The organism is Pseudidiomarina marina (assembly GCF_003987045.1).
Lineage (GTDB): Bacteria > Pseudomonadota > Gammaproteobacteria > Enterobacterales > Alteromonadaceae > Pseudidiomarina > Pseudidiomarina marina.
In genome coordinates, this window is sequence record NZ_PIPZ01000003.1 from 48,248 (window position 1) to 70,216 (window position 21,969).

At 49.1% G+C, this 21,969-nt stretch carries 25 protein-coding genes; 10 read left to right on the forward strand and 15 right to left on the reverse strand.

Going from position 1 to position 21,969, the window contains the following annotated elements; all coding sequences use genetic code 11:
* Window positions 1–35: 35 nt before the first annotated feature.
* Window positions 36–1,592: a nitric oxide reductase transcriptional regulator NorR gene (gene norR, locus CWI76_RS08780; RefSeq protein WP_126759977.1), complete on the reverse strand. Its 1,557-nt coding sequence runs from the start codon at window positions 1,590–1,592 to the stop codon at window positions 36–38.
* A 182-nt stretch (window positions 1,593–1,774) separates the two neighbouring features.
* On the opposite strand from norR, the gene CWI76_RS08785 reads away from it, so the two are divergent.
* Window positions 1,775–2,314: a hemerythrin domain-containing protein gene (locus CWI76_RS08785; RefSeq protein ID WP_126759978.1), complete on the forward strand. Its 540-nt coding sequence runs from the start codon at window positions 1,775–1,777 to the stop codon at window positions 2,312–2,314.
* A 10-nt stretch (window positions 2,315–2,324) separates the two neighbouring features.
* On the opposite strand, the gene fnr is transcribed toward CWI76_RS08785, so the two are convergent.
* From fnr to CWI76_RS08805, 4 genes are all read right to left on the reverse strand, one after another.
* Complete coding sequence (gene fnr, locus CWI76_RS08790; protein WP_241967997.1) at window positions 2,325–3,029, reverse strand: fumarate/nitrate reduction transcriptional regulator Fnr; 705 nt, start codon at window positions 3,027–3,029, stop codon at window positions 2,325–2,327.
* 120 nt (window positions 3,030–3,149) lie between these two features.
* Window positions 3,150–3,671, reverse strand: coding sequence for a CC0125/CC1285 family lipoprotein (locus CWI76_RS08795; RefSeq protein WP_126759979.1), 522 nt, complete (start codon window positions 3,669–3,671; stop codon window positions 3,150–3,152).
* 15 nt (window positions 3,672–3,686) lie between these two features.
* Complete coding sequence (locus CWI76_RS08800; RefSeq protein WP_126759980.1) at window positions 3,687–4,421, reverse strand: anti-sigma factor family protein; 735 nt, start codon at window positions 4,419–4,421, stop codon at window positions 3,687–3,689.
* On the reverse strand, window positions 4,411–4,947 hold the full coding sequence (locus tag CWI76_RS08805) for an RNA polymerase sigma factor (RefSeq protein ID WP_126759981.1): 537 nt from the start codon (window positions 4,945–4,947) through the stop codon (window positions 4,411–4,413). The genes CWI76_RS08800 and CWI76_RS08805 overlap by 11 nt, the downstream gene beginning before the upstream one ends.
* A 154-nt stretch (window positions 4,948–5,101) precedes the next feature.
* Between CWI76_RS08805 and CWI76_RS08810 the strand changes: the two genes are divergently transcribed.
* On the forward strand, window positions 5,102–6,454 hold the full coding sequence (locus CWI76_RS08810) for a S8 family serine peptidase (protein ID WP_126759982.1): 1,353 nt from the start codon (window positions 5,102–5,104) through the stop codon (window positions 6,452–6,454).
* A 10-nt stretch (window positions 6,455–6,464) separates the two neighbouring features.
* Here CWI76_RS08810 and CWI76_RS08815 read toward each other — a convergent pair whose 3' ends face one another.
* Window positions 6,465–7,379: a surface lipoprotein assembly modifier gene (locus CWI76_RS08815; RefSeq protein ID WP_126759983.1), complete on the reverse strand. Its 915-nt coding sequence runs from the start codon at window positions 7,377–7,379 to the stop codon at window positions 6,465–6,467.
* Window positions 7,380–7,451: 72 nt separating this feature from the next.
* Window positions 7,452–8,042 (reverse strand): hypothetical protein, encoded by a 591-nt coding sequence (locus CWI76_RS08820; RefSeq protein WP_126759984.1) that lies wholly within the window; start codon window positions 8,040–8,042, stop codon window positions 7,452–7,454.
* A 161-nt stretch (window positions 8,043–8,203) separates the two neighbouring features.
* On the opposite strand from CWI76_RS08820, the gene CWI76_RS08825 reads away from it, so the two are divergent.
* The 8 genes from CWI76_RS08825 (at window position 8,204) to dbpA (ending at window position 15,579) form a co-directional block, all read left to right on the forward strand.
* Complete coding sequence (locus CWI76_RS08825) at window positions 8,204–8,761, forward strand: TMEM165/GDT1 family protein (RefSeq protein WP_126759985.1); 558 nt, start codon at window positions 8,204–8,206, stop codon at window positions 8,759–8,761.
* Window positions 8,762–8,857: 96 nt separating this feature from the next.
* Entirely contained in the window at window positions 8,858–9,628 is a 771-nt protein-coding gene (locus CWI76_RS08830) for an SDR family NAD(P)-dependent oxidoreductase (RefSeq protein WP_126759986.1), read from the forward strand.
* Between the two features lie 51 nt (window positions 9,629–9,679).
* On the forward strand, window positions 9,680–10,048 hold the full coding sequence (locus CWI76_RS08835) for a hypothetical protein (protein ID WP_126759987.1): 369 nt from the start codon (window positions 9,680–9,682) through the stop codon (window positions 10,046–10,048).
* A 75-nt stretch (window positions 10,049–10,123) separates the two neighbouring features.
* On the forward strand, window positions 10,124–12,196 hold the full coding sequence (locus CWI76_RS08840) for a protein-disulfide reductase DsbD family protein (protein WP_198678598.1): 2,073 nt from the start codon (window positions 10,124–10,126) through the stop codon (window positions 12,194–12,196).
* Entirely contained in the window at window positions 12,193–12,702 is a 510-nt protein-coding gene (locus CWI76_RS08845; protein ID WP_126759988.1) for a protein disulfide oxidoreductase, read from the forward strand. The genes CWI76_RS08840 and CWI76_RS08845 overlap by 4 nt, the downstream gene beginning before the upstream one ends.
* A complete protein-coding gene (locus CWI76_RS08850) occupies window positions 12,699–13,427 on the forward strand; it encodes a DsbA family protein (protein WP_157980824.1) in 729 nt (242 codons plus the stop codon). Before CWI76_RS08845 ends, CWI76_RS08850 begins: the two co-directional genes overlap by 4 nt.
* A gap of 13 nt (window positions 13,428–13,440) precedes the next feature.
* On the forward strand, window positions 13,441–14,127 hold the full coding sequence (locus CWI76_RS08855) for an SGNH/GDSL hydrolase family protein (RefSeq protein ID WP_126759990.1): 687 nt from the start codon (window positions 13,441–13,443) through the stop codon (window positions 14,125–14,127).
* 63 nt (window positions 14,128–14,190) lie between these two features.
* Window positions 14,191–15,579, forward strand: coding sequence for an ATP-dependent RNA helicase DbpA (dbpA, locus tag CWI76_RS08860; protein WP_126759991.1), 1,389 nt, complete (start codon window positions 14,191–14,193; stop codon window positions 15,577–15,579).
* A 65-nt stretch (window positions 15,580–15,644) separates the two neighbouring features.
* Here the strand turns inward: dbpA and CWI76_RS08865 are convergent, their stop codons facing one another.
* The 8 genes from CWI76_RS08865 to aroK all read right to left on the reverse strand — a co-directional run bounded on the left by CWI76_RS08865 (window position 15,645) and on the right by aroK (window position 21,930).
* Window positions 15,645–16,472: a MipA/OmpV family protein gene (locus CWI76_RS08865; protein ID WP_126759992.1), complete on the reverse strand. Its 828-nt coding sequence runs from the start codon at window positions 16,470–16,472 to the stop codon at window positions 15,645–15,647.
* A 121-nt stretch (window positions 16,473–16,593) separates the two neighbouring features.
* Window positions 16,594–17,784 carry a BaiN/RdsA family NAD(P)/FAD-dependent oxidoreductase gene (locus CWI76_RS08870; RefSeq protein ID WP_126759993.1) on the reverse strand — a complete coding sequence of 397 codons (1,191 nt, stop codon included), beginning with the start codon at window positions 17,782–17,784 and terminating at the stop codon, window positions 16,594–16,596.
* Between the two features lie 4 nt (window positions 17,785–17,788).
* Window positions 17,789–18,271: a peroxiredoxin gene (locus tag CWI76_RS08875; protein ID WP_126759994.1), complete on the reverse strand. Its 483-nt coding sequence runs from the start codon at window positions 18,269–18,271 to the stop codon at window positions 17,789–17,791.
* Window positions 18,264–18,944, reverse strand: coding sequence for a class I SAM-dependent methyltransferase (locus CWI76_RS08880; protein ID WP_126759995.1), 681 nt, complete (start codon window positions 18,942–18,944; stop codon window positions 18,264–18,266). The genes CWI76_RS08875 and CWI76_RS08880 overlap by 8 nt, the downstream gene beginning before the upstream one ends.
* The gene (locus CWI76_RS08885; RefSeq protein ID WP_126759996.1) at window positions 18,941–19,387 is read right to left on the reverse strand and encodes a GNAT family N-acetyltransferase; all 447 of its coding nucleotides are present in this window, start codon (window positions 19,385–19,387) and stop codon (window positions 18,941–18,943) included. Before CWI76_RS08885 ends, CWI76_RS08880 begins: the two co-directional genes overlap by 4 nt.
* On the reverse strand, window positions 19,384–20,262 hold the full coding sequence (locus tag CWI76_RS08890; RefSeq protein WP_126759997.1) for a Dam family site-specific DNA-(adenine-N6)-methyltransferase: 879 nt from the start codon (window positions 20,260–20,262) through the stop codon (window positions 19,384–19,386). The genes CWI76_RS08885 and CWI76_RS08890 overlap by 4 nt, the downstream gene beginning before the upstream one ends.
* A gap of 15 nt (window positions 20,263–20,277) precedes the next feature.
* The gene (gene aroB, locus CWI76_RS08895) at window positions 20,278–21,381 is read right to left on the reverse strand and encodes a 3-dehydroquinate synthase (protein ID WP_198678599.1); all 1,104 of its coding nucleotides are present in this window, start codon (window positions 21,379–21,381) and stop codon (window positions 20,278–20,280) included.
* A 30-nt stretch (window positions 21,382–21,411) separates the two neighbouring features.
* Complete coding sequence (gene aroK, locus CWI76_RS08900; protein ID WP_126759999.1) at window positions 21,412–21,930, reverse strand: shikimate kinase AroK; 519 nt, start codon at window positions 21,928–21,930, stop codon at window positions 21,412–21,414.
* Between the last annotated feature and the right edge of the window lie 39 nt (window positions 21,931–21,969).

The window sequence follows — 21,969 nt, forward strand, 5'->3', positions numbered from 1 at the left end:
CTATATGTTACTGAATCGAAAATCGAGCACTGAGGCTATTTCAACCCTAACCGGCTTGCCAGCTTGTGTAAGTTGCTCGGATCAAGATCCAGTATACGGGCTGCTTGCGTCCATTTATAGTCGGTATACTCGAGCGCTTGTTGAATTAACTCGCGCTGCACAGTTTGCACGGCATTCTTTAAATTCAACGAACCGGCCGCTAAGTTGCTCTTGGTTCGCGGTATCGGCAGCTCGTTTGCTCCTATTGCTTGAACCACTGCAGTTGGCAAATCGAGCAGCTCGGCATCAATACTGACGATGTCATCGCGGCGAGCTCCTAAGCTTAACGCTTTGATCGCGGCGCGGCTGATCGTATGTTCCAGTTCACGCACATTACCCGGCCAGTCGTAGCGTTGTAGTGCTTGCTCTGCAGCGGGTGACAGACGCAGCGCACGAACGCCCAAGCGGGCGCGGTTGAGCTCCAGGAAATGCCCCGCCAGTACCGAAATATCATCTTGGCGCTCACGCAAAGGTGGAATCGGCAGTGGATACACTGACAAGCGATGATACAAATCGGCGCGAAAATCGCCGGATTTTATCTGTTGTTTTAAATCGCGGTTAGTCGCCGCCACAATCCGAACATTTACCTTGTGTGAGCTATCACTACCGAGGCGCTGAATTTCGCCATTCTGTAATACTCGCAGCAATTTGGCTTGAATGGCTAAGGGCAACTCACCCACTTCGTCTAAAAATATGGTACCGCCATCAGCACTATCAAAACGGCCGGCGCGTTCACCCGTGGCACCGGAATATGCGCCGCGGGTATGCCCAAACAGCTCACTTTCGGCGAGGGTTTCTGGCAAGGCGGCGCAGTTCACATACACCAACGGTTTATGGTTGCGAGGTGATAACCGATGTAACTGGCGTGCAAACAATTCTTTACCGACGCCAGTTTCGCCGAGTAACAATACCGGCAAATCAGATCCAGCAACCACCTCTAACTCTTGCAACACCGTCATCAATGCGGCACTGCGTCCAATAATTTCTTGGCTATCGGTACCATTGCTGGTAAGTGAGTATTCACTGTCGCGACGATTGTTGCGAAGCGCTCGAATGTTTTGCTCAATCAAACCCATTCGAATCGCAGCTTCTACCAACAAACTAGCGCGCTGCAATGCCTGCATCGTGCTGTTATCAAAAGTGCCGGGGGTTAGCGCATCTAGTGTCAGTACACCCCAACACTTGCCTTCAATGTACAAACTAATGCCCATGCAATCATGCACGGCAAGATGGCCATCTGGACTATCTTCAATCAATCCATCATAGGGGTCAGGCAAGCTACTATCAGGTTCAAATCGAACCGTTTCCCGACTACTCAAAATACGTTCAAGGCGAGGGTGTTGTTGCACCAAAAAACGTCGACCAAGTGCTTCGCGTGCTAGTCCAATACTCGCAACAGGACGCAGCATATCTTGGTCATGTTTGAGTATCACGACAGCGCCACAGTTAAAATGTGTGCGTAGAGTTTTCACAACCTTTTCCAAGCGAATGACCGCTGGTAAATCGGTCACTAAATCGGCGATTAGTGTTTCAAGTAAAGAGACATCATGCATGGTAAAAACAACCCTTTTAGGCCTGAATGACCCGAATTTCAATGGGTTTAATTTACCATTGCTGAAAAAAACTCGATATAAATCAAAGTGGGTAGTTTTGGCATCGAAATTGCACCAGTAAAGGGGTAAATACGCTCAGTTGCGCTGTTTTCAGCGGAAAATTTTTAGTTAGGAGAAGCCATATGACTACCCAGACTGTCCATAGTGAAGCACTTGCCGTATACCAAGCGATGCCGAAGAAAGCACTCACCGAATTTATGGTGGAACACTTTCATGAAAAGCACCGTACCCAATTGCCAGATTTAATCAACTTGGCGCGCAAAATTGAAGACGTTCACAACGACCATAGCGAGTGCCCAGCTGGTTTGGCCGAACACCTGCAAGCAATGTACCAGGAGCTAGAAAGTCACATGATGAAGGAAGAGCAAATATTGTTTCCAATGCTTGCCGGCGGTATTTATCCACAAGGGCCAATCGCCGTGATGGAAGAGGAGCATGATCAGCATGAGCAAATGATTGCGCAGTTGCTTGAGTTAACAAACCAATGCAATGCGCCACGAGGCGCTTGTGGTAGCTGGATTATGCTGTATGAGGGCATCAACGAATTTGTCAGCGACCTACATCAGCACATCGCCATTGAAAATAGCGTGCTCTTTAAGAAAGCTGAAGAAGCAGGAAAAGGCCACCATGGCAACGGCCACTGCTGTGGCGGTTGCCAATAGGCATAACGAGTTATTGAGCCAACTCGCGTAAGCGGGTTGGTTCAATAACGTTGACCAGTTTGTTTTGCACGTCAATCACTCCTTCTAACTGCAACGCAGACAGAATGCGGCTGATGGTTTCAACCGATAAGCCGAGGTAATTGCCGATGTCAGCACGGGTCATGGTGAGTCGGAACGACCGACTCGACAAACCGCGTTCTTTAAAACGATCCGCAAGGGTCACCAGAAAGTGAGCTAAGCGCTGTTGTGCTGAGCGGTTGTTGAGTGTTCCTAGTAACTGCTTACTTGTAAAAATTTCGCCACTCATTAAGCGCCACATTTGGCGGCGTAAACCCGGCATTTGTTCCGCAAGATCATCTAATGAACTCACCGGAATTTCGCACAACATGCTGGTTTCAAGTGCTTGGGTGTAACTCCGATGTTCGCTGTTGGCAAGCGCATCAAAGCCAATTAAATCGCCGGGTAAGTGAAAATCAATAATTTGTTCAACGCCATTGTCATCAATGGTATACGACTTAAGTGAGCCGCTACGAACAGCGTATAAAAACTTTAGTGGTGTACCGGCATTCACTAATACGTCGCGTTTGTGAATCGGTTTGTGGCGCTGAATGATTGTATCTAAACGCGCCATACCATCTTGATCCAGTTGATACGGTAAACATAGCGCTGCCATGCTGCAATTTTGACAATGAATGTGTGAAGTCATATTCGCCATAACGTTTTCCTGATGCAGATCAAAATCAAATATCAATGCATGCAGTATACGCAGTCTAGTTGCAAATTAACCTTGCGCTGAAGGAGTACCCTCGAGATCCCTCTCAAGGGGTAGATCGGACTAATTTTTCGGACTGAGATTTTCCTTCACTTCAAGCGCGTTGAAACTGTAATCGGTGTCAGGGCGGGAACCTTTACCAATTTTTATTTCAACAATACTCTCAATTTCACTCGATTTGCGACCACCAATATGAACTCCGGCGCTAAACGTATCGCGCGGATAGTGCGTGGTGGTGCACGAAATCAGCCCGCAACGCGTAACCATGTCATTCGAACTGGTGTAGCCAATGCTTGATTCGGGGCTCACGCGCTCACGATCAATCAATGTTTCACGGTGTGTGACGACAAACCAGTCATAACCATTTTCCAGTGTTACTTCAGCGGCTCGTAGCAGCGCATAATCCATCGCTTTGGTTTTGTCAGAACCGCGCGCCTTAAAACTCACGCGATACTGCGTATCCGAGATTTTAGTCTCTTGGTAGCCATAGCCGGAGCCTTCCGCTTTGCGGTAATCAGGCTGTGAGCTACAACCGACAAGTACAAGGCTTGCTAATGTGAACAACATAACAATGTGTGTTTTCATGGTCGTTCTCCTTTTTTAATGCTGCTGGCTAGCTTTCGATGTCAAACGCCAAGCAGCGTTAAGTGTCTCTTGTTCTTGCGCTGGCGTTAATGGCGCCGAGCGCATCATTTGATCTAAAATTGGGTCTAGCACGTGCTGATCTGTTGCCGTTTGATAGCTATCCGACTGTGCCGGTGTTGCGACTTCCATACTTGCTACCCGTTGCCAAGTGCCATTGCGGCGGCATTGAATCGCCGTGGTTGTGCTTTGTTGCTGGGTTAATTCATACTGGCGGCAATAATCACCCTGGTTATCCACAAAGGTTAACTGTCCGGTAAATGTTGCGCCGGCATCGAGCTCGAATGGCTGACCACTTGGTTGTGTTTCTAGTGCCGCAGCAATCGCAGCGTCGGCACGGTTAGTTGTTGGGGCCAAGGTCCATACGCCTAATCCAAACCCAACCACTAAGGTAATACTGGCGGCCAGTGCGACATGCTCTTGCACGGTATTTTTCAGCTTCGACCAGCGACTTAATGAAACCACATTCGATTGTTCGTCGGCTTCGTGAAGCAGGTTGTAAACTCGCGCTGGTATTGGCTGTGCGTTTAATTCATCAACCCGCTCGCGAATTTGTAGGTCGGCGATAGCCAGTGCCGCTAAGCGTTCAGCGAGCTCTTCGTCATGTTCGAGCTGCGCGCGAATACCCTCCGCCTCAGCTGCCTCAAGTTCATCGTCTAAGAATGCTGATAGCTTCTCATCATTAATGAACATAAGGTGTCCCCCCTTTGCTACTGGTGCCGTCGGCGACTTGAGATGGTTGCAATAACGAAACTAATTTACTGCGGGCGCGAGCGAGACGGCTCATAATGGTTCCGGTAGGTACCTCAAGAATTTCAGCGGCTTCACGATAACTCAAACCTTGAATGGCCACTAAGGCGATGGCCTCGCGCTGATCGGGCGCCAACTGCTCGAGGGCTGCATCCACTTGATGTAACGCCATCTGATCATGAATACGCTGCACATCATCTGCGCTGGTGGATTCTTGTAGCTGTTCGTTGTGTATGGCATTTTCACGAACTTTACGTGCTCGGTGCTCATCAATCCACGCATTGCGGCATACTTTAAATGCCCAAGCGATAAGCTCAGCATTGTCGGGTACCGATCGGGTTAACAGGCGTTCGACGGTGGTTTGCAATAAATCGTCGGCGTCGGCAACATTGCCACACAACGACAGTGCAAAGCGCCGTAAAGCCGGCAATATCGAACTGATTTGTTGTTTCAAGTTTGCTGTTGTCATCGTTCTATCCAAGTTGACTGAAATGAAAGCGTCAATTTCATTCTGTGTTAATTTGGTAACGAGCCATGTCGCACATTTATTCCATTGAAACGGAATTTTTTTTGCTAGAAACCGTTAATGGTGTACACACTTGTTACGCAGCACGAGGTACAACATGATGATTATTAAACTAGCACGTCATATCACAAAGCGATGCCTTACCTTAACCATGTTAACGTTGATTTTACCAACAGCGGGGATAGCGCAAGTGCTTGATAATCAAGTACAGCCTGTGCTTCAGGATGTTCAGCGCACCACGGACCGAGTACGCAATCAAGTACAAGAACGTGTTCAAGAAAACCTGCAGGAGCGCGCACCTGAAACAATGCATAAATTCAATCAAGCGGTAGTGACGTTAACCAATGACACCATGACGTGGTTACCGGTACTTGGTGAGAATAACCAAGAATTATTTGCCGAAGTTACTTTGGAAGATGGCACGCGTGTGCTTGAGCGTGAATGGCTAGTGGTTGCATCAAATGAAACTGAAGAAGTGCTGCGAGACATGGGTGCACAGATGCTCGCGAAGCAAAAACTGGGTGCGGTTGGTATCACGGTATTGCGATTTAAAGTGCCGACTGAATACAATGATGAAGCACTATTGCGTCGTCAATTACCCAAAGCCGCTGCGGCATCGTTAGTACGTCATTATGTTTATGACACGCAAAGCATGGCTGCCAGTGCGAACACCGTACAAGCTACTCAGCGTCGTTGGTGCGACGCGCCGCTCAGCATCGGTATGATTGATACCGCCGTCGACACGGCGCATCCGGCTTTTACTAACCAAACGATTGTACAGAAAGATTTTCTAACGCATGGTGTGGCGCAACCTACCGCGCATGGTACTGCTATCGCTGGTCTGTTAATTGGTTCACATGACGATTACGAGAGCTTGGTACCTCAGGCTAAACTTTATAGTGCCGCCATTTTTCATCGCCATAATGCACTGCAACAAGGTGCTGCGTTGTTACCTTTATTAGAGGCGTTAAATTGGCTGGCTGAGCAACAGGTTCGCGTCATTAATATGTCGCTAACCGGGCCAGGAAACACGTTATTACAGCAGGCGGTGAAACGCCTTTCTGAACAAAATATTTTGCTTATTGCAGCAGCTGGCAATGATGGCCCTGCGGCGCCGGCGAATTATCCGGCAGCCTATGAAGAGGTTATTGCGGTGACCGCAGTCGATACTCACGGCGTCATCTACCGCTGGGCCAATCAAGGCGAATTTGTTGAGTTTGCTGCGCGCGGGGTACAGGTCAAAACGGCGCGACGCGATGGTCAGGTTGGCTATGAAACGGGCACGTCGATGGCGGCTCCGGTCGTTGCCGCTGCTGCTGCGTGTATCTGGCACGACTATCCACAACAAAACGCTACTGAGGTGCGAAAAGCACTCCAGCAGCGCGTGATTGATCTTGGCGAGAATGGGCGTGATTCAGTATTTGGATTTGGTTTGTTAACGGCGCAATAATAACGCCGCCTTAAAACGAATAGCTCAGTTTAATGCCGGCTAGGGTCTCATCATAATCCACGTCGGCAAAGTTCGATTGGTTATCCACATATTCAAGCGATGGCGTCAGCTTCAACGCCGCAGCCAACGGAATATTCCACTGTGCACGCGCAGTCAAACGCTGCTCTTCACGTGCGGCACCATCCAGAAGTTGCATTGGCGCCGCATAATCACGTTGCTGCCACTGTAATTGAACTTGCCAGGTATGCTCACCACCCCAGCCGGTGGTTTGTGATTGCCAAGTTAATCGATACTGCGGTTCCTGATAACTCAACTCAGGGTTCGTCGCGGTTTCATCGTGATAGGTATAACCAATCATCACAAAACTCTTCGCCGATGGCGTAAACCAATAAATATCGCCCGCGATAGCCTGCGCAGTTGCGTTGCGATCGGGCACTTGGTTAAACGATTTGTCAATATCTTGAATCGCAATTCGAGAGTACCAACGTGAGCTCCACAAGCGAGCAAGATAAAACGCATCTTGTTGGTAATCCATAAAAGCTTGGTCAGCAAGATCTGCCGTAGCATCATGACGACTTACGCCCACGGTGATCTCACTGAAATCATAAGATAAATCGCCATGAATGGTGGTAATGGCTAAATCAAATTCATCCTGTGATTGATACAGAGTTTGGCTGTGGTTAATACCGGTATTGAAATTCAAGTTGGCCCAGGGGTTCCATTTCAGCGACACACTCCCTTTTAATTGTGCTGCCTGATCGGATTCATTCGTGGTGGTATCGAGCTCACGCACCGTCACGTTACTATCGTACAAATAGCCCGCTTCAAGCTTACCTTGCCAGCTAAAACCTTGTTCTTCTGCGACGGCAATACGAGGCAATAAACTAACGGTAGCTACAGTGAGAATTAGAGTTGATGTTTTCATGGTGATTCCTCCGAGTAAAATATGGAGCTAGCGCAGGGCTAGCTCCATGTCGTCAGGGTTAATCAGGCGAGCTTAGTTACCAATGTTGCCGCGAATGGTATTGCGTACCGCTGCATCAACGGTCGATTCCACTGAGCTGTTAATGGTGTCATTAACGCTGTCGGTCACGGCAGCCTCAGAAGCCGTTTCGATTGCGCCTGAAACCGTTGATGAAACCGTGTCATTGACTGTTGCTGTGACAGTACCGGCAGTCTGTTGTGCAACGTTCGCTGTTGCATCTACGGTGCTAACAACGTCAGATTGCACGCCATTAACGGTTTCAAGTGAGGCATCAGCTTGACCTGATAGATCTTGCTCAGCATCAGCCAACAACTCACCGCTGGTTTCCGAAGCTTCTTCTGCTTGATCATCTTCCGGCTGTTCACCTTCGACTGGCGCATCATCTTCCATTGATGGCTGCGGTGTTTGCGCTGAAGCACTTGCGTTCGCATTGGCAGAAATCTGGGTATCAGCTTCAACACGATTGTTGTCGGCCTCTGCTGACGTTGATTGCTGCGCCGCAACCGAAGCATTTGCGCTGACAGAAGCGTCTTGGGCGAAAGCCGCACCTGAAGTTAAAGCAAGTGATAAGGCGATGACGTTTAAATTAAATACGGTTTTCATAATGATTCCTCCGTTATGTCGTAATGACACCTCGATAACGATGGATGAGCTCACATTATTCCGCTCCAGTTTGTAAAGGCGGTGCAAAGCCGTGTTAGATACTTTGTTGATGATCTGGTCTATTGCCGATAAAATGCGCGCCGACTCACAAGGAGCATATTTTGGACGCATTCCTCACCTCAACTCTCACGGTTGCCCTAGCTGAAATAGGCGATAAAACGCAATTGCTAAGCTTGTTTTTAGCGGCGCGGTATCGCCACAAATGGTCGATTATTGCGGGTATTTTTGTGGCGACGGTATTAAACCATTTCGTCTCGGCGTGGTTTGGCAGTTGGATTGTGGGTGTGTTGCCAGAACAAATGGCGACTTATATCGTGGCGGTGTGCTTTATTGCCGTAGGTTTGTGGGTACTAATTCCCGATAAGCCTGACAATGATGAGCATAATGAAGTACGTAAATACGGCGCCTTTATTGCTACCACCGTTTTATTTTTTATTGCTGAAATAGGCGACAAAACACAAGTGGCTACTATTGTACTTGGGGCTCAATACACCAGTGTTGTCGCGGTCACTCTAGGCACAACGCTCGGCATGATGATAGCGAATGTACCAGTGGTATTGTTAGGCGCTAAGCTAATGCAAAGGTTACCACTCGATTTGGCGCGCTATATTGCTGCCGCAGTGTTTATTCTACTCGGCATTGTTGCGCTGCTTTGGTAACGAGAAAGCAGTGACAAAAAACTTAGCGATGATCATAAAACTGCACAGAAATTAATCTATAGTTGATCGCACATATACGAAAACTGGAGGTGTGCGATGCCCCGTCTTGAAGATAAAGTTGCCATTATTACCGGCGGTGCCGCCGGCATTGGCCTTGCAACCGCTGCATTATTTTTGCGCGAAGGCGCAAAAGTTTGTCTCGTCGACTTACACCAATCCGATTTAGACGCTGCTGAAAAAGAGCTTGGGCACGCTGAACGTGTCTATAGTGTCGCTGCTGATGTATCAAGTGAGTCGGACGTGCAAAAGTTTGTTCAAGCTACGTTAGCCCATTTTGGAAGTATCGATGTACTCGTGAATAACGCTGGTATCGAATGCAAACCTGCAATGATTCATGAACAAACTGCAGAGCACTTTGATCGCGTGATGGCCGTGAACGTTCGCGGCGTTTTCCTTGGCATGAAGTACGTCTTACCATCCATGCTCAAGGCGAAGTCGGGTAGTATTATCAACATGTCATCTGTGGCGGGCTTGGACGGCTTTGGCAACATGAGCCCTTACGTTGCATCGAAGCATGCGGTCGTTGGCTTGACTAAGTCGGCCGCATTGGAGGTAGCGCCATCTGGCGTGCGCATTAACTCTGTGCATCCGTCACCCATTCATACGCGCATGATGCGAGCTATTGAAGAGGCGATGAATCCTGGTCACGGTAAAGAAGTGCAAAGTCAATTTGAACAAATCATTCCAATGCAGCATTATGGTGAGCCGATTGACGTTGCGAACTTAGTTTTGTTTTTGGCGTCTGATGAAAGTAGTTTTATTACGGGTTGCCAATATCGCGTCGACGGCGGTATGGGCGCCAGTTGAAAAGCAAGAGCGATATTAGCTCTTCGATATTAGATATTAGTTACGAGGTTTATGTTGCGATTTGGTACTGACAAAAAACGTGCTTTTGCCGCCTTAATGGCGGTATTTTGCGTGCTGTTTTTGTGTTGGGGCCAACAAAGTAACTGGGTCGCAGCAAGCTGTCCGCAATCGCAACATCATAACCAAGCTAGTACGGCTGGTGATATCGATAACACCGTTTTGGTGGCCGAGTGCGATAGTTCGTCGCAGTTATTGCAACAAGCACACCTGAATATCTTGGATGGTGGCGCTGCAGTATCGTTGTTTGTCGGCATCGTCTTACTGGTCATTATTCGACACTTTTTTATTGGTTACTCCCAGGCGCCGCCAGGCTACCGGCGACGTCGCCCCCACCTTTTATTTTGTGTATTCAATGAATAACACAGACATTATTTAGCTCTGTGCGCACATCCTCAACATGTGCGATACGTATGAATGAATACATGAGATAACTATATGAAGAATATTTTAAAAATCTGGTTGGCTGCGATGCTGCTATGGCTACTAAATGCTAGTGCCCAGGCTCAAGTTGCAACGAATTGGATTCAACTCGAAGAGCACCCACCAGTTCAGGTGCGGTTGCTGATTCCAGGAAAAACCAATCCTGAACAACGGCAAGTAGCTGCTTTGTTGCAGGTGAAGCTTGCGGATGATTGGAAAACCTATTGGCGAACGCCAGGTGAAGGCGGGGTGCCACCACAGTTGGCTTGGCAAGCTGACTCCACCAATATCACCGATGTTTCGTGGCGCTTTCCAGTGCCTGAACGCTTTGACGTGCAGGGCATCGAAACCGTTGGTTACCAAGGTGATATCAATTTCCCGCTGCAAATTAGTGTGGAAGATTGGCAACAGCCAGTGGCATTAGAAGGATTGCTGACATTAGCCAGCTGCACCAATATCTGCGTGATCTCTGACTTTCCACTCGCCCTCAGCTTCACCCCAAGTAAGTTGAATGCCGACATGGATGGGTTATTTGCCTATGAGCAAGCGCAAAGCGCGTTGCCCCATCGTGACCACCCGCAATTGACTGTATCTGACATGGTTTGGTCGGCGTCACAGCAGCAGTTAGCGGTAACGGTGACAAATACTGAGCAATGGCAACAACCGCGTATTTTCGTAGATAGCCTGCGCGAAGATTACGCCGACCTCACCATTGAGCTATTAGAGCAGACGCAACAAGGCAACGAACTAACCGCAAAGTTTGCAATTTCGCATTGGCTCGAACAGCCTGAATTAACTGGAGAGACACTCCAGGTGACCATAGCGGATGAGCTGATTCGTGCAGAAATGAGCGCCGAAGCTATTGCTGGTAGCGTGCAACCATCTGCGGTGTCTACAAGCTGGTGGATGATACTGCCGTTGGCATTGCTGGGTGGCCTTATTCTGAATATTATGCCGTGTGTATTGCCGGTGCTGGGGTTAAAGCTGCAGTCGGTGATTGTAGCCGAGCGCGAGCGTAACCAAGTACGTCGTCAATTTATCGCTTCAGCACTTGGTATCATCACCTCGTTCGTCATTCTGGCGATTATGCTAATGCTATTGAAGCTAGGCGGGCACGCTATTGGTTGGGGAATTCAATTCCAGAACCCGTATTTTATTGGTGGTATGGCACTGGTAATTGGTTTGTTTGCTCTGTCAGTGAGTGGCTTGTGGACTATTCAGTTACCGCAGGGCATGCAGCAATGGGTAGCAACCCGAGGTGACCAATCAACGCTCGGGCATTTTATTCAAGGCATGTTCGCTACGCTACTGGCGACACCCTGTACGGCGCCATTCTTAGGAACCGCAGTGGCTTTTGCCCTAGCTGCATCTAACCTACAGCTACTGCTAATTTTTGTAGCGTTAGGTGTTGGTATGGCATTGCCGTGGCTAGCTGTTGCCGTATGGCCAAGTGTGGCAATGAAACTCCCCAAACCGGGGCCTTGGCTGAAGTGGGTGAATCGGATTTTTGCGTTGCTCTTGTTACTCACCACGGCCTGGTTGATTAGCTTGTTGAGCAACCACGTCAGCACAGGCGTGTTTACATTCATTGTTGCGGCATTTGTGTTAGTGGCTCTGCTACTGGCTTACCGTCGATTCGGGCAAGCTGGTGTGATCGGCGCCATCGCTGGCACGCTTTTACTAAGTGGTGTTGGTTTGCTGATTAGTAGTTGGACAAGCAATCCTAAGCAACTTGAGGAACATGCTTGGAAACAACTGCAACCCAGCGCCATTGCCAGCGCCGTTACGCAAGGGCAAGTGGTATTTGTAGATGTTACGGCCGATTGGTGCGTGACCTGTAAAGCCAATAAAATCGGTGTGTTGTTGCAAGAGCCGGTAGCTAGTGCGTTACGTGCTGACGACATGGTTCTGATGCAGGGGGACTGGACGCGACCAAGTGACCAAATCACTGATTACTTGCGTAGCTACAACCGTTATGGTGTTCCGTTTAATCAGGTTTATGGACCAGGTGCGCCGAACGGTATTGCGTTACCAGTAATACTTACCGATGAAGCGGTACTTAAAGCAATCGAGCAGGCGCGCCAATGAAATTTCTTAAGCAATTAACCATTTACCTTGCCCTCTTTATTGCCATTAGCTTCGCGGTGGATAGTTGGCGCAGTCGTGGCCTGCCGTCAGGTCCAATTGAGACGCTCTCGGTGGTGACTATCGACGAGCAGCAGCACGATGTTCTTGCGCGTAGTCATGAGCAACCCGTACTGTTGTACTTTTGGGCAACTTGGTGTCCAGTGTGCGACTGGGTTTCGCCATCCATCAATTGGCTTGCGGATGAGCACGAAGTAATCAGTATCGCCATTCGTTCCGGCAATGATGCTCGGGTAAAAAGCTATTTGCAGCACCATGATTATCAGTTTTCCACAGTAAACGATAACACCGGTGAGTTAGCACGTCGCTGGCAAATCAACGCTACGCCAACGGTAGTGATTGTTGCTGACGGCGAAATTGTTTCGTATACCAGCGGCGCTTCAACGCCGGTGGGTTTATGGTTGCGTCTAACTTGGGCGCAATTCATGCAAAAATTGGAGAAGTTATGAAGTACCTTTTAAGCACAGTATTTTCGTTGTTGTTTTTTGTCAGTGTTGCAGTCAGTGCGCAACAAGCAGCAAACCAATCACAACAGCTTGAGCAAATTAACGAGTTACTGAAGCAAAACCCTGAAGTTATTCCAAGCGTTTTAAATAGCTTGCAGCAATACATTTCAAGCAAAAAAACTGCCGAGCAGGCGCAGCGCGAGCATGGGAAGTGGCTACTCGATAACGATGATGCGCACCCTTGGTTTGGTGCAGAAAACGGTGATGTACCCGTTATTGTCTTTACCGACTATGATTGCCCTTATTGCAAACGTTTAGAGCCACATTTGCAGAAACTAGTGGACGAGTTCCCGCAGGTAAAAGTGATAAACGTACTGGTGCCGCTGCGTCAGCAAAGTGTGCAGGGTGGCAAGTTGAATCCAGCTAATTTTGCCTTAAATGTTTGGCAAAACCAGCCGGAACAATTTGCTGAAGTACACGACCTTCTCTATAAAAAGAATGGGTTGCATACCGGCAAATCACTGGAGCAAATTGCGCGCAAAACAGGAACTCGCTCGCAACTAGACAGCCCGAAAGCTACGCCAACCATTATCGAACGTAACTATCGGGTATTCTCTGATTTTCAGCTACGCGGCACGCCGGCAATTATGGTTGGCGGACAAACCATTCCGGGTTATGTGGAATATGCTGAGCTGAAGAAAATTGTTCAACAAGTGGTCGCGCAATAGCGCGAAACCAATAATGCTACAAAAACTCGCATTAGTGCTGCTGGCGCCCCTGTTGATATGGCAGGGGCGTCAAGTTCGAAAAAATACACTGCGTTTGCCGGAAGCGGCTGGCGCTCGTGCGGGTGTTCAGGGAAAAAGTAACCGTTTTCGATTACTTATACTCGGCGATTCCGCTGCAGCAGGCGTTGGATGTAACACACAAGAAGAAGCCGTGTGTGGTCATCTCGTCGCTCGAGCGGCGGAATATTATCAAGTTCACTGGCAATTATGGGCGCAATCAAGCTTAACCTGCGCCGGTATTTTGCAGTTGGCTCAGCAACAACCTGAAACCGAGCCTTTTGATTTGGTGTTAATTTCGGCGGGAGTGAATGATGTCACTCGGCGCACCGCTTTATCTGATTGGCGTCACGATTTGCAGGCACTTACTCAGCATTTGCGCGAACAACGCCGTGCAAAACGTATTGTGTTTACGGCCTTGCCACCCATGCACAAATTCCCAGCGTTACCGCAGCCGCTGCGCTGGTTTATAGGTCAGCAGGCACGTCGTTTAGATAACGCATTGCAACGTCACTGCGAACAAAATAATTGCGAGTATCTTGCACTAGATCTCCCGTTTGAGCCCGATTACATGGCCGAGGATGGCTTTCACCCATCGCCGAAAGCTGCAAAACTATGGGCACACGCCATTCGAGAAATCTAAGCATTTAATCCGTTCATCTCTGTTATACTTGCGCCTCGCTACCCGATTAAGAAGAATCCCACCATGTCAAAAACCGTACCCACTCCACAATTTTCAGAAGTTGGCCTTACCGATGAACTTCTAAAAAGCCTAAACGAGGCGGGCTATCAGCAGATGACCCCGGTTCAAGCAATGAGCTTGCCGTTGCTACTGCGTGGTGATGATGTGGTGGTGCAGGCACAAACAGGGTCTGGGAAAACTGCTGCGTTCGCGTTAGGAATTCTAGCCAAACTGGAAGTGACCGAATTTGCGCCACAAGCTATAGTGCTGTGCCCAACTCGCGAGCTGGCCGAGCAGGTGGCTGAAGCGATTCGTAAGCTCGCTAAAAACATGGCTAACGTTAAGGTGTTGACGCTTTGTGGCGGCGTGCCGACGCGGAATCAAATTGCGTCGTTAGAGCATGGTGCTCATGTGTTAGTGGGAACACCAGGACGTGTACTTGATCACTTAAATCAAAACCGTTTGAACTTCGCCAAGCTGCAAACCTTGGTGTTAGATGAAGCCGATAGAATGCTCGAAATGGGCTTTCAAGATGAGCTTCGTGCAATTGTGGCGAAAACGCCGAATTCCCGTCAGAACCTTTTATTTAGTGCGACTTATCCAAAGGGTATTAAACAGTTAGCTGAACAAGTATCGAAGAATGCGCAACTGCTCAAAGTAGCAGAAGCGCCAACCCAAGCTAAAATAAGCCAAGTGTTTTACCAATTAGATGACACCGATTCGGCGTATGCGGTGCAGCAAATCTTATTGAACCAGCAGCCGCAAAACTGCATGGTGTTTTGCAATACCAAAGCGGAAGCACAGCGAATTGCCGATAAACTTATTGGTAAAGGTTTTAGCGCACTTGCGCTCCACGGCGATCTTGAGCAGAAAGATCGTGATCAAACCATGGTGCAATTCAGCCACGGAAGTGCGCGCGTGTTAGTGGCAACCGATGTTGCTGCGCGAGGGCTCGATATTGCTGAGCTCGATTTAGTGATTAGCGTGAACATTGCACATGATTTAGACACCCACACCCACCGCATTGGTCGTACCGGTCGCGCGGGCGCTGAGGGTTTGGCCATTACCTTAGTCGGTGCGCAAGATGACTACAAACTACGTCTGTTAGAAGATGATTTTGCTGAACCGATTCGCCTGCAACCATTACCGACAGCATCAGCGGCAAGTAAGCCGCTTCAATCAGGCTGGGTGACGTTGCAGTTAAGTGGTGGCAAGAAAGACAAACTACGGCCTGGCGATATTGTTGGCGCACTGACGCGCGATAATAAGTTAACCATGCAGCACATTGGAAAAATAAAAGTTCAGAGTAATTGGGCGTTTGTTACCGTTGAACAGGGCGCTGCCAAGCACGCGCTCAACCTCATCAATAACGATAAAATTAAGGGCAAACGCTTTCGCGCTCGCGCCCTTTAAAACCGCTCAGGAACGCAAAAGTGCTTTGCACTTTGCGAGCCTGAGGTACCTATGCTAATCGCAGTTTAGAACAAGTAAATAAATCCGACGCCTAATTCTGCTTCATAGTTGTTCCGGGTAATTGGGCTATCCGCAACATCGCCAAGGTAGTGCTCATAAAGACCCTCAACGAAAACCAACCAATTTTCGGCGACATATTGGCGATAATTGTAGTGCAATCCAACTGAACGGATGCCGCTACTTAGGTTTGTTTGAGGCAGACCCGATGCGGCAGATTGCGCTGCGGTAATGCCAAAATCTTTATTGGCCCGATCGCTATCGTGGTAAACCGCAACAACGGCTAATTCAGAGCCGGTGCCATCATTTTGCTCACCGAAACGACGCCCTACACCGAATAGACCAATATTGCCGTCCTCACCGGCGATAATGCGACCATCAAGCCAATAACGCCAGTCAGCATTAAACGCCCGGCGTGCTTGCAAGACAAATTCAGCGCCTTCATCCGAATCGCCGAGGCCATTCAGGCGGCCGTCGTCCGAATCAGCCTCTTCGCGGCCTTCATCGAAACCCACGGTAGCTTCAAATAACCAGACGTCATTGCGAAGACCGCGCCAACCTAATGCTTCGCCCGCAAAGTAGAAAATGTTGTTACCTTTGCGCCATTGCACGGCACCAGCAGGGTCGATTTCGAAGCCGAATTCATCGGAACCTTCATAAGCTGATTCATATTCAATGCCGAGGCCAAGTCCGACCGCCCAACCATCTTCACCGCGGGTAAAATCATCAAGTGAAGGTAACGGCACTAACGCGGTTTTCTCTTCCTGCGCTAATGCTGTAGGAGACAATAACGCGGACAGTACGAGTGCCGATAATAAACTAATAGACTTTTTCATAGAACTTCCTCCACCACCGAATGGGTCAAATCACTGCTCAGAGCTTGAGTATAGTACTGAAAGCTGAAGGGGGTAGATCACCGATAAGCATTTTATGTTGGAAGAACGAACCCTAGAGAGACTACAAACTCTCGCCGCAAACCCAGCCGCTCGACCACGCCCACTGGAAGTTGTAGCCACCTAACCAACCAGTGACATCGAGGACTTCACCAATGAAATACAAGCCTGGCTGCAAGCGGCTTTCCATGGTTTTCGAACTCACTTCATTGGTATCAACGCCACCGAGAGTGACTTCTGCGGTACGGTAGCCCTCGGTGCCATTCGGTTTTAAAGGCCATTGGTGCAGGGTATCTGCCACTTGTTGAAGTAGCGCATTATTGCAGTCGGCGAGATTCTTATCGGGCCACTGATATTGCTCGCACAAGGTGAGTGCGAGACGTTTTGGAAACCATTCTTGAACGGCGGTGCGCAAACTCATGCGTGGTCGACTTTGGCGTAGTTCGTTGAGTTGAGCGAACACGTCATCCTGCGGAAGCAGGTTTACTTCAATTGACTCACCAGGGTGCCAGTACGATGATATCTGAAGCATAGAAGGACCTGATACGCCGCGGTGGGTGAACAACATGGCTTCTTTGAAGCTGGCACGCTGGTTACTGGCAACGACATCGACCGAGAGCCCAGAGAGTTCCGCATAGCGCTGTTTGTCGGCTTCGTGCAAGGTAAACGGCACTAGTCCAGCACGCACGGGCACAATACGGTGACCAAATTGTTCGGCGAGCTGATAACCGAGTGGGGTTGCGCCGAGTTTTGGCATCGACAACCCGCCACACGCAACAACGATTTTCTCAGCTTGCAAAAGCCCTTGGGAGGTTTTCACAAAATAGCCGTCCGCTGAGTGCTCGACGCTCAGTACTTCGGTGCGTAATTGCACATGAGCGCCATGCTTGCTGCACTCTTGCATCAACATATTGACGATGTCTTTGGCGCTGTTGTCGCAAAACAGTTGGCCAAGAGTCTTCTCGTGATAAGCAATGCCGTAATCGTTCACTAATCCAATGAAGTCCCACTGGGTATAGCGGCTCAGTGCCGATTTACAAAAATGCGGATTTTCGGAGAGATAGTTCTCGGGGCTAGCGTACATATTGGTGAAATTGCAGCGGCCACCGCCCGAGATCAAAACCTTCTTACCGGCTTGCTTGGCGTGGTCGAGGACCAGTACCCGTCGACCACGCTTTGCTGCAGTTGCCGCACAATGCAAGCCAGCTGCGCCGGCCCCAATCACAATCACATCATGTACGGCAGACTGCGACACGGCATTAACCTTGTAGGGCTTCGAGCACGTGCTCAGCGCTACTGACGCCGTAGGTTTTTTCGTCTTCAACAAATAAGTGGGTAATCACGCCGTCGGTAATGACCATGGCATAGCGCTCAGCACGTGTGCCACCGAAGCTACCGGTTTCTTTTGTTAAACCTAATTTTTGGTGGTAAGCAGCATCACCGTCTGATAACAACATCACGCTGTCATCAACGTTCAGTGCTTTACCCCAAGCTTTCATCACAAAAGCATCGTTTACCGCAACGCAAGCAATGGTTTGTACGCCTTGTGCGCGCAAATCATTGGCGTGCTTCACAAAGCTTGGTAAATGCTTTTCAGAGCAAGTTGGGGTGAATGCACCCGGCACGGCGAATAAAATGTGCGTGCCTTTGGCAAATAATTCCGCCGGGTTAAATTGTTGCATACCCACATCGCCAAGCGCAGTTAACGTACCTGCTGGAATTCTGTCATTCGTTTTAATCATGATGTTGCTCCGGAAAATAAAGATCAAAGCGGTGCTTCTTGCTTACCACTTGGGCATGCGGTGAAACACCAGCTAAAAAGTCAGCATGCTGGGGGCGTTTTACAACCACCCGCTGACGAGCTATTCGTAGCGCAGGTTGCAACAACTCGTCGGCGTCGTCATCGGCACCGACGAGCTGTTGAAACATTTGCATGTCTTTCTTTACGGCTGCTTTGGCTTTGCGATCACCTTTTGGGTACATCGGATCCAAATAAACCACGTCAAAACTGTCGTCTGCAATCTCGTCTAAGCTGCTAACGTCTACCAAGTATAGTCGATGCTGCCACTCTGGCATGGCTTGGTGCAAACGCACTAAGGCGTCAGCGAGTAGCTGTTTGACTATGGGGTGCCGTTCGTTTAAGCCGACAGTTGCGCCTAATTGCGCTAATACTTGGGCATCGCGGCCCAATCCTGCGGTTGCATCTAAAATGCTTGGGTTTTTCACCTTGTGCAGACCGCACGCACGCGCAATCGCTTCGTCTTTGATGCGCGCTTGCGCGGCACGAAATGCGGTTTTACCGGTTAAGAAATCAATGCGTAGCGGGTGCATTTTCGGTTGGTCCAACCAACGCAGTTGTAACCCTTCCGCGCTTTGTTCAAGAACGAAGGTGCTGTCGGATGGGGTGTCGCTCATGGCTGACGTTCCATATCGATATGCGGAATATCATCTTCTAAGTATTCTTTGCTAATAGCAACAAAACCAAAACTTTCATAAAACGCCCGCAAATACACTTGTGCGCCCAAGCGAATTGGCAGTGTTGGTGTGTAAGTGTGGCAAACGTCAAGTGCGCGTTGCATCAATTCACGACCGAGACCTAAACGACGAACTGACTGTGCAGTGAGAACACGACCGATACGGCTGTAGCCATCACCACCCTCACCAAGAAATATACGAGCGTAGGCAACGACTGTTTCGGTATCGCTATTGGCCCATAAATGCAGGGCGTTTACATCAGTGCCGTCGGCATCTAAATAAGGACAGGTCTGTTCAACCACAAACACCTGCTCGCGGCGCTGAATAATGTCATAAAGCTCGGTGGTCGTGAGTTCTGCAAAAGCCTTTAACTGCCAGTTCATCGTAAACGCTTCCGTAATTCAGGCCCTATTTTCGGAGTAAGGGCGACGACATTATTGCGGTCATGCTGATACAGTGCCAAGAGTTCGGCGACTTTTCCGCGGCTGTCGCCTTTAGGACTTATAAACCGTGCCACTTGCAGGCTTTCTAATTCGGCATTCTTATAAAGTAACCGAGTAAACTCAGTATCATGATTACTAATCACCACCGGAATGCCTCGTTTTCTCGCCGTATGTTCGGCACGACGTGCTAATTCTGTTTGGTCATCCATACCAAAGCCACCACAAGCGTAACTGGTAAAGTTAGCGGTTAAGCTGAGCGGCGCATAGGGTGGATCGCAGTAGACCACATCGCCTTTTCGCGCGCGGCGAAACACTTGTTCAAAGCCCATGCAGGTAAAGGTGGCGCGTTGTGCTTTTTCAGCGAAAAATTCGATTTCTGCCTGCGGAAAATAAGGACGCTGATACTGTCCAAATGGCACATTAAATTGCCCCGACAAATTATAGCGGCACAAGCCGTTATAGCCATGGCGATTGAGATACAAAAATAGCAAAGAACGCTCGTACGGATCGGAGCTCGCATTAAATTGTTGGCGCAGCGCATAGTATGCTTCAGGCGTATTATTTGCCATGCTAAATAGCTTACGGGCATCGTCAATAAAGCGCTTGGGACGACGTTTCACAAACTTGAACAGTGTGATTAAGTCAGGATTCACATCGTTGAGTAAGTATTTCGGATAATCGGTATTAAGAAATACCGAGCCAGCGCCAACAAATGGCTCAATCAGCTTATTGCCTTCAGGCAAAACCGCGGTGATTGACTCAATGAGGTTGTACTTACCGCCTGCCCATTTCAGAAAGGCGCGCTGCTTCGTCATGCTACTCGGCTCATTTTATAATAAAGGGCTATGTGCGTCGGGGTGGCTCATGGCCGCAATAGCGGTACCAAGCGCTTGCCAATCTGACCAAGGTTCAAGACAGGCTTGTCCAATAGCTGTTGGTAGCACTAACCGAACCACACCGGCTTGTACTTTTTTATCACGTTGCATGAAGGTCTGCCAGCGCTCTAATGGCATTTGTGGTGCACGCACTGGTAAATTCAGTTGCTGTAATAGTGTTTCGATGCGGGTGAAATCATTGCTACTGAGGCGGTCTTGCTGGTGCATTAGATAAGCGGCGATGATGGTGCCAGCGGCAACCGCTTCACCGTGTTTCCAGCTTTCATAATGAGCTGCTTCAATGGCATGCCCAAAGGTGTGGCCAAGGTTTAGGAGTGCGCGCACCGATTGCTCGCGTTCATCAGCCGCAACAACCTCAGCTTTAATCTCACAACTGCGTTGTATCGCGTACGTGAGTGCTGCCGCATCGCGCTGATTGAGCTCGTTCTGATGCGCTTCTAACCAGGCAAAAAACTCCGCATCGGCAATGATGCCATACTTCACCACTTCGGCTAAGCCGCAGGCATAATCGCGTGCGTTCAGTGTTGTTAGACAATCCGTGTCAATGAGCACGGCTCGCGGTTGATAAAAGGCACCTACCAGGTTTTTGCCGCCCGCATGATTAATCGCGGTTTTGCCACCAACCGATGAATCGACTTGCGCTAACAGCGTGGTTGGAATTTGATAAAAAGCGACGCCACGTTGATACGTCGCCGCTACAAAGCCAGCTAAATCACCCACAACGCCACCGCCAAGCGCAATAATGGCGCAGTCGCGGTTAAAATTGTGGCGAATCAGAGTGTCCATCACGGCTTCATAATTAGCAAAGCTTTTGGCGCCTTCACCATCTTCAATGAGGTGAGTCACCACGGTGTGGTGCTGTAATTGTGCGCGTACTTTGTCGCCATAAAGTGGCTCAACGATGGTGTTCGACAGGAGTAAAATTTGTTGTGGCAGTTGCTCGAATAACGGGGTTCGCGAAAGTAATCCAGCGCCGATATCGATAGGATAGCTGCGCTCACCTAAACCCACGATGATTTGCTGTGTGGTGTTTTGCATGAGCGCCTCCGACATTAAAAACTGGGTAAGTTATAAACCTACTTTCTCGATAATTTGATCAATCACGACCTTGGTGCTTTGTTCATCTGTACGCACCACAATGTCAGCGATTTCTTCATACAGTGGATTACGCAATTCTGCGAGGTTCTCAAGCACTTCGCGCGGATTGTCTGCTTCAGCAATCAATGGCCGGCGCTTATCACGCTGCGTGCGGGCGAGTTGCTTCTCAATTGTAGTTTGTAGATACACCACCACACCACGCGCCGAAAGTCGATTACGGCTTTCTTTGCTCAAGATAGAACCGCCGCCTGTCGCCAACACAATACCGGTATTTTCTGTCAGTTCTTCGATAACTTTTTCTTCGCGTGCGCGAAAACCTTCCTCGCCTTCTAACTCAAACACCCAAGCGATATCGGCGCCAGTGCGGCGTTCGATTTCGGTGTCAGAATCAAAAAATTCGAGATGGAGTTGGCGGGCTAGTTGTCGCCCGATTGTGCTTTTACCAGCGCCCATAGGGCCCACTAAGAAAATGTTACGTTTTTCAGCCATATTGATGTGTTACTTCACTTATTTAACTAGCTGTGACTC